Source organism: Agromyces laixinhei (assembly GCF_006337065.1).
GTDB lineage: Bacteria > Actinomycetota > Actinomycetes > Actinomycetales > Microbacteriaceae > Agromyces > Agromyces laixinhei.
The window spans coordinates 1,662,124-1,675,487 of record NZ_CP040872.1; the positions used below are offsets into that span (position 1 = coordinate 1,662,124).

General features: G+C 67.5%; 16 protein-coding genes and 1 tRNA gene. 11 read left to right on the forward strand and 6 right to left on the reverse strand.

Annotation, left to right across the window (positions count from 1 at the left end; translation table 11 throughout):
- Positions 1 to 17: 17 nt before the first annotated feature.
- Together FHG54_RS07790 and FHG54_RS07795 are read right to left on the reverse strand one after the other, a co-directional pair.
- Positions 18 to 761, reverse strand: a complete 744-nt coding sequence (locus FHG54_RS07790) for a DedA family protein (protein WP_198165643.1) — start codon at positions 759 to 761, stop codon at positions 18 to 20.
- A gap of 126 nt (positions 762 to 887) precedes the next feature.
- Complete coding sequence (locus FHG54_RS07795) at positions 888 to 1,541, reverse strand: biliverdin-producing heme oxygenase (protein WP_139416776.1); 654 nt, start codon at positions 1,539 to 1,541, stop codon at positions 888 to 890.
- A 206-nt stretch (positions 1,542 to 1,747) separates the two neighbouring features.
- Between FHG54_RS07795 and FHG54_RS07800 the strand changes: the two genes are divergently transcribed.
- Complete coding sequence (locus FHG54_RS07800; RefSeq protein WP_210415487.1) at positions 1,748 to 2,575, forward strand: LLM class flavin-dependent oxidoreductase; 828 nt, start codon at positions 1,748 to 1,750, stop codon at positions 2,573 to 2,575.
- Between the two features lie 6 nt (positions 2,576 to 2,581).
- Here the strand turns inward: FHG54_RS07800 and FHG54_RS16340 are convergent, their stop codons facing one another.
- On the reverse strand, positions 2,582 to 2,731 hold the full coding sequence (locus tag FHG54_RS16340; protein ID WP_157001469.1) for a hypothetical protein: 150 nt from the start codon (positions 2,729 to 2,731) through the stop codon (positions 2,582 to 2,584).
- A gap of 154 nt (positions 2,732 to 2,885) precedes the next feature.
- Here FHG54_RS16340 and soxR point away from each other — a divergent pair, with 154 nt between their 5' ends.
- Positions 2,886 to 3,326, forward strand: a complete 441-nt coding sequence (gene soxR, locus FHG54_RS07805) for a redox-sensitive transcriptional activator SoxR (RefSeq protein ID WP_139416778.1) — start codon at positions 2,886 to 2,888, stop codon at positions 3,324 to 3,326.
- A 2-nt stretch (positions 3,327 to 3,328) separates the two neighbouring features.
- Here soxR and FHG54_RS07810 read toward each other — a convergent pair whose 3' ends face one another.
- From FHG54_RS07810 to FHG54_RS07820, 3 genes are all read right to left on the reverse strand, one after another.
- Positions 3,329 to 3,907: an isochorismatase family protein gene (locus FHG54_RS07810; RefSeq protein ID WP_139416779.1), complete on the reverse strand. Its 579-nt coding sequence runs from the start codon at positions 3,905 to 3,907 to the stop codon at positions 3,329 to 3,331.
- A 91-nt stretch (positions 3,908 to 3,998) separates the two neighbouring features.
- Positions 3,999 to 4,080, reverse strand: a tRNA-Leu gene (locus FHG54_RS07815).
- Between the two features lie 15 nt (positions 4,081 to 4,095).
- A complete protein-coding gene (locus tag FHG54_RS07820) occupies positions 4,096 to 4,656 on the reverse strand; it encodes a helix-turn-helix domain-containing protein (protein WP_139416780.1) in 561 nt (186 codons plus the stop codon).
- Positions 4,657 to 4,726: 70 nt separating this feature from the next.
- Between FHG54_RS07820 and FHG54_RS07825 the strand changes: the two genes are divergently transcribed.
- From FHG54_RS07825 to FHG54_RS16345, 9 genes are all read left to right on the forward strand, one after another.
- Positions 4,727 to 5,092: a hypothetical protein gene (locus tag FHG54_RS07825; RefSeq protein WP_139416781.1), complete on the forward strand. Its 366-nt coding sequence runs from the start codon at positions 4,727 to 4,729 to the stop codon at positions 5,090 to 5,092.
- Complete coding sequence (locus FHG54_RS07830; protein WP_233437904.1) at positions 5,089 to 5,820, forward strand: ABC transporter ATP-binding protein; 732 nt, start codon at positions 5,089 to 5,091, stop codon at positions 5,818 to 5,820. Before FHG54_RS07825 ends, FHG54_RS07830 begins: the two co-directional genes overlap by 4 nt.
- On the forward strand, positions 5,817 to 6,614 hold the full coding sequence (locus FHG54_RS07835; protein ID WP_139416782.1) for an ABC transporter permease: 798 nt from the start codon (positions 5,817 to 5,819) through the stop codon (positions 6,612 to 6,614). Before FHG54_RS07830 ends, FHG54_RS07835 begins: the two co-directional genes overlap by 4 nt.
- Positions 6,615 to 6,711: 97 nt before the next feature.
- Positions 6,712 to 8,595, forward strand: coding sequence for a glycoside hydrolase family 15 protein (locus tag FHG54_RS07840; RefSeq protein WP_139416783.1), 1,884 nt, complete (start codon positions 6,712 to 6,714; stop codon positions 8,593 to 8,595).
- 34 nt (positions 8,596 to 8,629) lie between these two features.
- Positions 8,630 to 10,033, forward strand: a complete 1,404-nt coding sequence (gene zwf / locus FHG54_RS07845) for a glucose-6-phosphate dehydrogenase (protein WP_139418352.1) — start codon at positions 8,630 to 8,632, stop codon at positions 10,031 to 10,033.
- A 72-nt stretch (positions 10,034 to 10,105) separates the two neighbouring features.
- The gene (locus FHG54_RS07850; RefSeq protein WP_139416784.1) at positions 10,106 to 11,338 is read left to right on the forward strand and encodes a TadA family conjugal transfer-associated ATPase; all 1,233 of its coding nucleotides are present in this window, start codon (positions 10,106 to 10,108) and stop codon (positions 11,336 to 11,338) included.
- Positions 11,335 to 12,201 (forward strand): type II secretion system F family protein, encoded by an 867-nt coding sequence (locus tag FHG54_RS07855; protein WP_338025699.1) that lies wholly within the window; start codon positions 11,335 to 11,337, stop codon positions 12,199 to 12,201. Before FHG54_RS07850 ends, FHG54_RS07855 begins: the two co-directional genes overlap by 4 nt.
- Positions 12,189 to 13,142, forward strand: a complete 954-nt coding sequence (locus FHG54_RS07860) for a type II secretion system F family protein (RefSeq protein WP_232333626.1) — start codon at positions 12,189 to 12,191, stop codon at positions 13,140 to 13,142. The genes FHG54_RS07855 and FHG54_RS07860 overlap by 13 nt, the downstream gene beginning before the upstream one ends.
- 54 nt (positions 13,143 to 13,196) lie before the next feature.
- Positions 13,197 to 13,364 (forward strand): hypothetical protein, encoded by a 168-nt coding sequence (locus FHG54_RS16345; protein WP_168197144.1) that lies wholly within the window; start codon positions 13,197 to 13,199, stop codon positions 13,362 to 13,364.

The following is a 13,364-nucleotide window of genomic DNA, read 5'->3' on the forward strand; positions in this document are numbered from 1 at the left end:
GGCTTCCTGAGCGGGCGCTACTTCTTCTCTTCGTGGCCGTGCTCGAAGACCTCGGGGTCGAGCACGAGATGAGTCGCCTCGTCATGGTCGGTGACGACGTCTTCTCCGGCCGCTGCTGCTCGCTTGGCCTTGCGGGCTGAGGCGAAGTAGTGCCAGAGGGTCGGGATGAGCGTGAGCACCACGGCCCCGATGAGGATGACGTCGATGTACTCCTGCACGAATTCCGCGATGGGGGGGATATAGCCGATGAGGAAGCCGAAGTAGGTGAGCCCGACGCCCCAGATGATCGCACCGATGAAGTTGTAGAGCGTGTACTTCTTGTAGTTCATGTGCCCCACGCCGGCCGCAACGGGAGCGAAGGTGCGCACGATCGGCACGAAGCGGGCGAGGATGATCGCGAGCGCGCCGAAACGCGTGAAGAAGGCGTTCGTGCGCTCGACGTTCTTCACGCTGAACAGGCCCGACTCCTTGCGTTCGAAGACGCTCGGGCCGAACTTGTGGCCGATCAGGTACCCCACCTCGCCGCCGAGGAACGCGGCGAAGCCGATGGCGAGGCACACCCACCAGATGTCGACGCCGAAGACGAGCGAGGTGTGCGTGAGCAGGCCGGAGATCACGAGCAGCGTGTCGCCGGGCAGAAGGAACCCGACCAGCAGGCCCGTCTCGGCGAACACGATCGCGCAGACCACGACGAGCGCCCAAGGGCCCGCGCCCGCGATGATCGTCTCGGGGTCGAGCCAGGGGATGAGCGCGGTGTGGATCACAGATGGATCTCCTGTCGTCGTCGAGGCACAGCGATTGCCGGTCAGCAGGCGGCGGTATTTCGTTGCAGTCTATCGACGGCGATCACGAGCGACATCAGACCCGAGAATGATCCCGGATCAACTTCAGGCGGAGAGCGCCTCGAAGATCGCACCGTTCATGCGGAACGAGGTGCGGACCTCGGCGATGAGCACGTCGACCTGATCCGGCGCCAGTGCGAGATCGTTCATGGCTTCGCGGTAACCGCGCTTGTAGCGCACGACTCCGTCTTCGGCGATCTCGAACCGGTAGAAGCTCAGTTGCTCGGGGGTGGCGCCGTAGTGGCGCGCGACGAGCCGCGCGATGGCCTGGCCGCCCGAGAGGTCGCCGAGGTACCGCGTGTAGTGGTGCGCGAGGTACCGCACGTCGTCGTCGGAGACGGCGCGGAGGTGGTCGGCGTACTCGCTCGTCGCCGGAAGCGGTGGGTGCGAGGTGCGCCAGTCGGCGGCACCGAGAGCGGCGAGGTCGGCCTCGATCGTGGCCATGCGAGCCAACTCGGGGTCGAACACCGCAGGGTCGCCGTCGCGGCTGCCTCGCTCTTCGAGCGCTTCGTAGACCCAGCCGAACTGCGCAAGGTAGCGCGTGTACTCCTCGAGTGAGAGTTCGCCGCCCATGAGCTGCACGATGTAGCCGCGAGATTCTGCGGCCCGGTGGTCGTCGGCGGAGGCCGCGCGCACGAGTGCAGCGACGTCGAGGGGTTCTGCGTCGGTGTGCGCCGGGGCAGTGGGGGCGATCGTCATGGTGCGACCCTTCAGTGAGGTAAGGATTGCCTTACATCTTAGGGGGCGATGCTGAACGTCGGGTCCCGGTTCCGTCGCAGAGCGACTCGATCGGGTGGGCCGGCCCGACCGGCCCGGGCCAACCGGGATCGATCTCGATGTCGCCGGCCGGCCGTACCCTCGGCGGTATGCGAAACGGCTTCATCTACACGGGAAGTGATCCAACCTTGGCGGTCGAACTGGCGCAGCTCGCCGAGACATCCGGATGGCAGGGCTTCTTCGTCTGGGAGGGCATCTGGGCGACCGATCCGTGGGCGATGCTCGCGGCGGCCGCGATGGTCACCGACGACATCAGACTGGGCACCATGCTCACGCCGGTTCCGCGCCGCCGACCGTGGGAGCTCGCCGGGCAGACCATGACGGTCGACCGGCTCTCGGGCGGCCGGGTCATCCTCTCGGCAGGACTCGGCGTCTCAGCGGCCGAGCCGCGGTTCTGGATCTTCGAAGACGATCCCGGCCGCAGGCATCGGGCCGAACTGCTCGACGAGTCGCTCGAGCTCATGCAGCAGTTGTGGCGGGCCGAGCCGTTCGAGTTCGAAGGCCGCCACTACCGGGCCGAGCGCACCGATTCGATGCTGCCGCCGCCGATCGTGCAAGACCCCCGAATTCCCACTTGGGTGGTCGGGCTCTGGCCGCGCATGAAGTCGATGCGCCGGGTCGCTCGTTACGACGGGTGGATTCCCAACTATGCGCCGCCGGGAGCGTCTCCAGAGAGCGCCGATGAGCAGACGCGGCTCTTCACGCCGGAGGTCGCCGCCGAGGCGATCGCCTGGATCCAAGACGAGCGTGCCCGGCTCGGCCTCGCAGACCGGCCGTTCGACGTGATCCAAGAGGGCACCACGAGCGGCACCGATGCGGCGGCCGACGCGGCCGTCGTACGGCCGTGGTCCGATGCGGGTGCGACGTGGTGGCTCGAGTCCGATTGGTCGGTGCCCGCCGAGCGCATCGAGGCCTACGCGCGCGAACGCATCGCGGCGGGCCCGCCGGCACTGTGAAACAACTCAGTCGGCAGCGGCGTCGTTCGGGATCTCGTTGCCGTCGGCGTCGTACTCGACCCATTCCTCATCGTTCTCGGGCGACAGCGAGTCCGGTCGATCGGGGTCGCGGTCGAGGTCGAGCGGTTCTTCGAGCGGATCGACGAAATCGGTCATGGCGTCCTCCTGATATGTCTTGATCCGAACGGATGTGTCGTGATCCGACGTTAGCGCGAGTGTCGTCGCATGGACAGGGCTTCTCGGTGCTCACTCAGCGTTGCGCGGTTGCTGCCAAGACCTCGAGTAACCTTGAGGTCAAGTGGAGGTGACGATGGTCTTGGAACCCGATGATCTGCTCGCGATCGGCGAGGTCTCGCGCCGTTCGGGCGTGCCGGCCTCTGCGCTGCACTTCTACGAGCAGCTGGGCCTCATCGCCTCCACTCGAACCGCGGGCAACCAGCGCCGCTATCGACGCCACATGCTCCGACGCATCTCCCTGATCGTCGTCGCCAAGAGGCTCGGCATCCCGCTGAGCGATGTGCAGGAGGTCTTCACCAGCCTGCCGCTCGACCATCCGCCCTCTCAGCGCGACTGGCGACGTGTCGCGCAGCAGTGGCGTGCACAACTCGAGGTGCGCCGCACGCAACTCGATCACTTGCAGCGCGAGCTCACTGGATGCATCGGCTGCGGGTGCCTGTCTCTCAAGGCATGCCGCCTGCTGAACCCCGAAGACGAGCTGGCCACCGACGGTCCAGGGCCGCGGCGCATCTGAGATCACACCGCCACGGGGGTGCCCGTTCGCTGGGCCGTCGTCACGATCACCGCGAAGCCTCGCGCGCCGAGGACACCTGCCGTGCGCGCCATCAACTCCTCACCCGAGACCGATGGGTACCCGGCGCCTGCACGGATGGCCGAGGTCGTCGTGGCATCGAGGACGAACTCGACTTCGAAGCCGAGGTCGCTTGCGACCCGCGCCGTGGTCTCGCAGCACTGTTCGGTTCGGATGCCGCAGATCACGAGGCGGCGGATTCCGTGCTGCATCAGCTGCTGTTGCAGGTTCGTCGTGGTGAATGCGTTGACCGAGGTCTTCGTCACGTGGAGATCGCCCTCGAGTGGCTCGAGCTCGCTCACCACGCGAACGAAACCTCGAGCCGGATCGAACACGCCGCCCGTCTCGGGTTCAGCATGAGTGATCCAGACGACCAGGTCATCAGCCGAACGCGCATGCTCCGTGAGCTGTGCGATGTTCGCGAACACTTGCGGATTCGTCGTCCGCGACCAGTCGTCGGCACGCTGCCGGAACGACTCCTGAGCATCGATGACGAGGAGTGCGGTAGTGGTGGCATGTGTCATCTCCCCATCCTGTTCGCGGCCGCCGAGAGCGGACAAGAGGAGAAGACGTCAAGAACCGGGTTCATCCGGTCATCGCTGAGTGCTCATTGCGTGCGGAAGGTGGGACTTGAACCCACACGCCCGAAGGCACAGGAACCTAAATCCTGCGTGTCTGCCGATTTCACCACTCCCGCGAGTGCCCGATCAGTCTAGGCGCCGGGTCGCGATGCGGGCGGCGGATCGGGATCTGGAACAAGCGCCGTCGAGAACAAGACGCGTTGCTTGCCGTCTCCGCTATCGGCGAGCAGCGGCGTGATGAGCTCCGAGAGCCCGTTCTGCAGGGCAGCAAGGTCGTCGGTGGTGACATACAACGGAACCTGTCCGAAACCGACGAAGTCACGGAGCGCGGCGGCATCGTCGGCGTCGACGAATCGTTCGAAATCTCGACCCAGCTCGGCGAGGAAGGTGAGGAACCACCGACGGAGCTCAGCGGACTTCATCGCGTGGAGTTCGGGTGCGTCGACATGCGCCATCCGATCTCCCAGCGTGAGCGTGCGTTCTACCGCTCCCCGCACGCGGCGTTCCTCTGCGACGGCCAGGATGCCGGCGTCGACGAGAGCTGCGACGTGCCGATACAACGTGGCCTGCGAGACATCCGGGAGCGCGGTGCGCAAATCGGCCGTCGTGACGTCGCGACCGCCGACTTGTTGAAGGATGCGGAACCGCACCGGGTGCAGGATGACGTCGGCCAGATCGGCTGGTTCAGCCATCGTGGAGCAACCTTTCTCATTGTGATAACATTATCAATGTCGATCTGATTCTACCGAAGGAGCAGGAGCCATGACTGAAGTTCGCCTCGAAGGCGCGGAGCTCCACGTCGAGTTCCCGGGCTGGGAGTCGATGATGACCGGCCGACATGCCGCCGCGATCGCGGTGGACGCGATTGTGCGCGTCGAGGTGCTGCCCGGCTGGACATCCGAGGTGCTCGGCGTTCGTTCCGGGCTCGTCGTGTCGGGATATCGCAAGCTCGGCACGTTCATCCATCCAGCAGGGATGAAGCGGTTGGTGAGCATGCGGCGGGGTGAGCCTGTGCTCCGAATCAGCCTCAGCGGCCGCCGCGCCGGCTGTGAGTTCGACGAGTTGCTGCTGAGTCATCCGGATGCAACGGCGATCGCCGACGGCATCACACGGCGGATCGCCGCATGAACGCCGTTGATATCGAGATGAACGCCGTCGACATCGAGGTGGTCGGGCTCGAGAAGCGATTCGGGAACGTCGCAGCGGTCCACGGAGCCACGTTCACGGCGCCGGCGGGCCAGGTGACCGGGTTCATCGGCGCGAACGGTGCGGGCAAGTCCACCACCCTGCGGATGCTCGTCGGGCTGACGACCCCCGACGGTGGCTCGGCTCACTTCGGCGGAACGCCCTATCGCGCTCTTGCCAGGCCGTCGAGAACCGTGGGTGCTGTGCTCGACATCGCGGGCGCGCACCCGTCGATGACCGCAATCGGGCATCTCCGCACCTATGCGGCGCTCGGCGGCCATGGCCGTATCGGCGATGTGATCTCGCTCACGGGGCTGGAGTCGTACGCCCACCGACGCATTCGTGGATTCTCGACGGGCATGCGGCAGCGTCTCGCGCTCGCCACGGCGCTTCTCGGCGATCCCGCAGTACTCGTGCTCGACGAGCCGTCGAACGGCCTCGACCCGGCCGGAATCGTGTGGCTCCGTCGTTTCATCCGCCAGTTCGCGGATGCCGGCGGCACCGTGCTCATCTCCAGCCACGTGCTCGCCGAACTCGAGCAGGTCGTCGACGGCGTCGTGCTCATCGACGCGGGTCGAATCCTCTGGAGCGGCACCCGCACGCAACTCGTCGAGCGGGGCGGGCTCGAGGCGATGTACTTTCAGCTTGCGGCGATCGGAGAACTCGCATGAACCGACTCATCCGCGGCGAGTTCACGAGATTCGCGGCCACCCGACTCCCGCTCTGGACCGTGCTGTGCGCGGTCGGATCGGGTGGAGCGATCACCGGCCTGCTCGGGTTCATCGATCCCGAGCAGGCCACTCCTCCGATGCCCGGATTGGAGACTTCCGAGGGTGTCGCGGTCGTGCTCGGCATGAACGCGATGCTGCTGTTCGTCCCCGCCCTGATCGGCACCATCGCCGTCACCAGCGAGTATCGGCACCGAACCATCGGCACCACGTTCCTCGTGGCGCCGCGCCGCGGGGCGGTGCTGTCGGCGAAGCTCCTCGTCTACGGGCTGCTCGGGATGGTCTACGGAGTGCTGACCAGTTGCACCGCAGCGCTCGCACTGATGGGTGCGGCGGCGGTGCGGGGCGTTGCACTCGGCCTCGAATCGAGCGACCTCGTCATGCTCCTCGCACGGCTCGCGGCCGCCGGCGCGGTGTACATGGTGATCGGCGTCGCTGTCGGAGCATTGGCCGCCAACCAACTCGTCGCGGTGGGCATCGTGCTCGGCTACTTCTACTTCCTCGAACCACTGCTCATGATCGTGCCGGGAGTGAACGCCGTTCATGCGTTCCTCCCCGGTGGGGCGACATCCGCGCTCATGGGCTCCACCTACCTCGCCGATGCGATCGCGACCGAACTGTCGGGCCCTGCGGCGCCGGCCGTCACAGCCGGACTCGGCGCAGCCCTGCTGCTCGCGTATGCCGTGATCGCCGCCGTTGCGGCGATCGCCGTGCCGCTCCGCCGAGACCTCAGGTGATCGCCCACGGGCCGAAGGCACCGGCGAGCGATGAGCCTGCCCTACCGCTCTCCGCCGTGACGTGCGACGATGCACGGGGGAGTCAGGGGTCGTTCGCATGGGAGATTCGTATCCGAACATCGCCGATCACGGGTTGATCGGCGACCTGCAGACGGCCGCGCTGGTGGACACGAACGGCACGATCGACTGGTTCTGCGCGCCGCGCTTCGACTCACCGAGCATCTTCGCCTCGCTGCTCGACGCCGAACGAGGCGGGTTCTGCAGCATCCGCCCGACAGATGCGGACTACGTGACCCGGCAGCTGTACCTGCCGAACACCGCGATCCTCGTCACCCGGTTCATGACCGAAGCCGGCGTCGGCGAGGTGATGGACTTCATGCCCGTTGCCGACGGTGACGCGACCGACCGTCATCGCCTCGTGCGCCTGCTCCGCGTGGTGCGGGGAACGATGAGCTTCGAGGGCGAGATCCAGCCGAGGTTCGACTACGGGCGGATGCCGCACACGATCGAACCGGTGCCTGACGCCGGCGTCGTGTTCTCGGCCGGCGACCAGGCGCTGACGGTGCACCGTGTCGGCGATGCCGTGATCCACGGGTCCCGGCGGGCCGGGCACATCGAGCTCGCGGGGCAGGGTCTGCGCATCACCGGCAGCCTCAACGCGGGCGAGATGAGCGGCCTCATGCTGGAGTCCGGCGGCGCGGCGCCGGCGAAGATCACCGAAGACGAGCTGTTCGAGATGTTCCAGGAGACCCGCCGCTACTGGCGGGACTGGAACAACCGCTCGACCTACCGCGGCCGCTGGCGCGAGATGGTCGCCCGATCTGCGATCACGCTCAAACTGATGACGTATTCCCCGACAGGTGCCCTCGTGGCGGCTCCGACCGCCGGCTTGCCCGAGCAGGTGGGCGGTGAGCGCAACTGGGACTATCGGTACACGTGGATCCGCGACGCATCCTTCTCGGTCTACTCGCTGCTCGGACTCGGCTACACCGAGGAGGCCGAGCGCTTCGTCGCGTGGCTCATGGACCGCATCCACGAGAGCGTGGGCGAGAGCTCCGGACCGCTCAAGATCATGTACCGGGTCGACGGATCCTCTGACCTCACCGAGGAGACGCTCGATCACTTCACCGGCTACAAGGGCTCGTTTCCGGTGCGCATCGGCAACGGGGCATCCGATCAATTGCAGCTCGACATCTACGGCGAGGCGATGGACTCGATCTACCTCGCCGACACGCACGGGCTGCAACTGCCGCACGTCGGCTGGGTGCAGGTGAGCGAGATGCTCGACTGGGTGTGCGACAACTGGGATCGGCCCGAGGAGGGCATCTGGGAGACGCGCGGCGGCCGGCAGCACTTCACGTACGGCCGCTTCATGTGCTGGATCGCGCTGGACCGAGGCATCCGTCTCGCCAACTCACACGGCCGGCCGGCCTCGGTCGCGCGATGGACCGAGCAGCGCGATGCGATCTACGAGCAGCTCATGGCCAAGGGCTGGCACCCTGACCGGGGCGCATTCGTGCAGCACTACGACACCGAGGTGCTCGACGCGTCGCTGCTCCTGATGCCCCTGATGGGGTTCATCGCCCCGCGAGACCCGATGTGGCTGTCGACGCTCGACGAGATGGATTCGGAGCTCGTCTCCGACAGTCTCGTCTATCGCTACGACCCGAATGCTTCGCCCGACGGGCTGAAGGGATCGGAGGGCACCTTCACACTCTGCTCGTTCTGGTACGTCGATGCGCTCGCACGGTCGGGTCGTCTCGATGAGGCGCAACTCGTCTTCGAGAAGATGCAGACCTACTCCAATCACCTCGGCCTCTACGCCGAGGAGATCGGGCTCACCGGTGAGCAGCTCGGCAACTTTCCGCAGGCGTTCAGCCACCTCTCGCTCATCAATGCGGCCATGAATCTCGACTTCCAACTCGACCACGGCTCGGGGGTCGTCGACCCGGTGCTGCACAAGGGCCGTCGCACGACGTAGCCGACACGAACGCACTCACGATCGAGAGGTGAAGATGGCACTCATCACGAATGTCGCGACCACGCCGAAGGGCGACGTGCTGGTGATCTTCGGGATCACCGGCGACCTTGCGAGGGTGATGACGTTCCGCTCGCTGTACCGGCTGGAGCAACGCGGGATGCTCGAATGCCCCGTCGTCGGCGTCGCCGTCGACGACTGGACGGTCGACCAGCTCATCGACCGCGCCCGCACCTCGATCATCGCCACCGGAGAGACGCTCGACGAGGAGGTGTTCGGGCGACTCGCCGCACGCCTGAGCTACGTGCAGGGCGACTTCCTCGACGCAGAGACGTACCGGCGCGTCGGAGCGGCGATCGCCGCGGCGAAGCTCCCCGTGTTCTACCTGGAGATTCCGCCCGGCTTGTTCGCGACCGTCGTGAAGGGACTGTCGGAGGCCGGGCTCACGACGCACGGCCGGGTCGTCGTCGAGAAGCCGTTCGGCCACGACCTGGCGTCGGCACGTGCGCTCGCAGCGGAGCTGCATCGATACATCGACGAGTCGCGTCTGTACCGCATCGACCACTACCTCGGCAAGATGGGCCTCGAGGAGATCCTCTACCTGCGCTTCGCGAACACGATGCTCGAGCCGGTCTGGAATCGCAACTACGTCGACAGCGTGCAGATCACGATGGCCGAGGAGTTCGGGATCGCGGACCGCGGCCACTTCTACGATCCGGTCGGCGCACTGCGCGACGTCGTGGTCAATCACCTGATGCAGGTCGTCGCGGCCGTCGCCATGGAGGCGCCCGCGCACGGCGACCCGCAGACCCTCAAAGACGCGCAGCTCTCGCTCTTCCGTGCGGTCGACGAAGCGGATCCGAAGCACTACGTGCGCGGGCAGTTCGACGGGTACCACGATGTGGCGGGCGTCGCCGCCGGCTCCACGACCGAGACCTTCTGCGCGCTTCGGCTCGAGATCGAGAACTGGCGCTGGTCGGGCGTGCCCTTCTTCATCCGCGCCGGCAAGGAGCTGCCGGTGACCGCGACCGAGGTTCGGTTGATCTTCAAGGAGCCGCCGAAGCTCGGTTTCGGGTTGCGCGACACGACCAGTCAGCCCGATCAGCTCGTGATCAGGCTCGACCCGTCGACGGGCGTGCGCATCGCGCTCAATGCACGCCGAGCGGATGCACCGCTGCCACGCCCGATCGACCTCGACGCGGTGTTCGCGGAAGCCGGCGGCGAGGCCCCCACCCCCTACGAAGTGCTGTTGTTCGCCGCGATGGCGGGAATCAGTCCCCGGTTCGTGCGGCAGGACTCGGTCGAGGAGATGTGGCGGGTCATGCAGCCGCTCATCGACGCGCCGCCGCCCGTGCGCGCCTATGCGCCGGGCACGTGGGGCCCTCCGGAGGCAGACACGATCGTCGAACATCATGGGGGATGGCGCGGTCCCTGGACCTGAGCGGGCGGTCGCTGAAGGGCGCCTGTGGATAAGTTCGGGGCGTGACCGCCGTCACCGTCCAGTATTGAGCGCATGACCGACGCCGTGCGCACCATCGCCGACCGGGTGCGCACGCGCGTGCTGCGCGACGGCGTCGATCTCACGCGCGACGATTCGGCGGCAGCCCGATACGCGCATGAAGAGGTGCGGCGCTACAGCGAGCGCGCACTGTCGGGTGCGCATGCCCAACTCGGCGACGAAGTCGGCACGACGCGCGAGGTCGTGGCGTCGATCACCGGCTACGGGCCGTTGCAGCCGTTCTTCGAAGACGCAGAGGTCGAGGAGATCTGGATCAACGCGCCCACCCGGGTATTCGTCGCCCGCCGCGGAGTCGCGGAGCTCACCACGGTCGTGCTCTCCGATCGCGAGGTGCGCGAGCTCGTCGAGCGGATGCTGCAGCACTCGGGTCGGCGCGTCGACCTGTCGTCGCCGTTCGTCGATGCCACGCTGCCCGACGGCTCGCGATTGCACGTCGCCATCCCCGATGTCGCCCGTTCGCACTGGTCCGTCAACATCCGGAAGTTCCAGCGGCGCATCCGCTCGCTCGTCCAGCTCATCGAACTCGGCTCGCTCACGCCCCATGCCTCGGAGTTCCTCCGCATGAGCGTGCTCGCCGGGGCCAACATCCTCGTGTCGGGCGCGACCCACACGGGCAAGACGACGATGCTCAACGCCCTCATCGCCGGTGCTCGACCCGGCGACCGCGTGGTCACGGTCGAGGAGACCTTCGAGCTCGATCTCGATGTGCGCGACCTGGTCGCCCTGCAGTGCCGTCAGCCGAGTCTCGAGGGCACCGGTGAGATCACGCTGCGCCGCCTCATCAAGGAGGCGCTCCGGATGCGCCCCGACCGCCTCATCGTCGGCGAGGTGCGAGAGGCCGAGAGCCTCGATCTGCTCATCGCGCTCAACTCGGGCCTTCCCGGCATGTGCACGATCCATGCGAATTCGGCTCGCGACGCCCTCGCGAAGCTCTGCACGCTGCCGCTTCTCGCGGGCCGCAACATCGATTCCGCCTTCGTCGTGCCCACGGTCGCGAGCTGCATCGATCTCGTGGTTCACCTCACGATCGACCGCGAGGGCCAGCGACGCGTCGCCGAAGTCGCGGCACCGACGGGCGGTTGCACCGGGGCTGCCGTCGACGCAGAGGCGATCTTCGTCACCCGTGCGGGCGAACTCGTCGCGACGGGCACCGCTCCCGCGCGACTCGAGAAGTATCGCGCCGTCGGGCTCGATCCCGACATCGTGCTCTCGGCGGCGGCCCGATGAACCTGAGTCTCGTGCTCGGCGCACTGCTCGGACTCGGCGTGCTGTTGAGCCTCTCGCCACTCCTCTGGCCCGCGAAGGCGGTCGGCCGCAGTCGGGGTGCGATGAGCGCGCGGGTCGCCGACGAACTGGCGCTCGCGGGCCTCGCCGGGGTGCCGATCGCGGTGATCGTGATCGTGGCGGCGCTCCTCGCACTCGTGGCAGGCGCGGTCGCACAGGCGGTCTTCCTGGTTCCCGTACTCACCATCGTGGCGACGGTGCTGGGTGCCGCGATCGTGCCACTCCTCGTGCGTGCCCGTGCCATGCGTCGTCGAGCAGCCAATCGCGCGGTGTGGCCCGACGTCGTCGATCATCTCGTGTCATCCGTGCGTGCCGGCATGTCGCTCCCCGACAGCATCGGCGCGCTGGCCGAGCTCGGACCGGCATCGACGAGGTCTGCATTCGCGGCGTTCGACGACGAGTACCGGCGCACCGGCAACTTCGGCGCTTGCCTCGACCGGCTGAAGGGCACGCTCGCCGATCCGATCGCCGACCGGATCCTCGAGACCCTGCGCATGGCGCGGCAGGTCGGCGGCAGCGACGTGACGGCGGTGCTGCGCGGGCTCTCCGGGTACCTGCGTGAAGATGCGGCGCTCCGCGCCGAGGTCGTGGCGCGACAATCATGGATCCGCAATGCCGCGCGCCTCGGCGTCGCTGCACCGTGGCTCCTGCTCGTGGTGCTCGCCTCACGCCCAGAGGCGATCGTCGCGTATGACTCCGCGGCCGGTGCTGCGCTGATCATCGCCGGCGTCGTGGTGACGGTCGTGGCGTACCAGGCGATGGTCGCGCTCGGGCGTCTTCCCGAGGAGCGTCGATGGTTCCACTGAACAGCGTGCCCGCGCTCGGGCTCGTCTTCGGCGCGGTGCTCGGACTCGGGCTCTGGCTCATCATGTCGACGGTGCCGCGCATCGGTCGCCCCCGACTCATCGATCGGGTGGCGCCGTACGTCGCCGACATCTCGGCGGAGGCCCGTGCACTGCTCGCGCACCGCCCGGCCGACCCGACACCGGTGTTCGGCCTCGTCGCCAGGCCGATCGTGCGTGCCCTTCGTACGATCGCCTCCGAGTGGCTCGGCGGCGCCGACACGATCGCACGGCGACTGCGCCAGGCGGGGTCCACGGCATCGGTCGAGCGATTCCGCGGCGAGCAACTCGCGTGGAGCGCCGGAGCATTCGCGCTCGCCGCGACGACGGCCATCCTCGCCCCGTCGTTCGGCGCGCTCCCGACCGTCGTCCGTATCGCACTCCCGTTCCTTGCAGCGGCGCTCGGCGCCGTTGTGCGCGACTGGATGCTGCAGCGCGCCGCCCGGCGCCGACTCGCGCGAATCTCGGCCGAGCTCCCGACGGTGCTCGAATTCCTGACGTTGAGCCTCACCGCCGGAGAGGGCATGCTCGACGCGATCCGCAGAGTGGCGCGCCTCGGCAACGGCGCCGGCGTACTGCCGACCGAATTCGCCGCGACGGTCGCGTCCGTCGGCGCCGGCGTGCCGCTCGGCGCCGCGCTCGCTCGGCTCCGCGACGACCTCGACCATCCGGCTCTGTCCCGGGCACTCGACCAGGTGCTCGGAGCGCTCGAACGCGGTGCACCGCTGGCGTCCGTGCTCCGGTCGCAGGCCGGCGACGCGCGCGAGGAGGCCAAGCGCACGATCATCGAGCAGGCCGGCCGCAAAGAAGTCGCCATGCTCGTTCCCCTCATCTTCCTGATCCTTCCGGTGACGATCGCCTTCGCGTTGTTCCCCGGCTACCTCGTGCTGCAGGCGGGCTTCTGATGGCTCGCAACCGCTCCACCCGCACGGCTCCATGCTCCGACGAAAGGGATTCACATGCGAAATCGGATCAAGCACCGGTTCGAGGACGAACGCGGCGACGTGCCCGGCTGGGTGCTGATCACCCTCATGACCGCGGGACTGGTGATCGTCATCTGGGGGCTCGCGGGCCCGGCGCTGTCGGGCGTCTTCGACCAGGCGATCAGTCGGGTGCTCGGCGTCTGA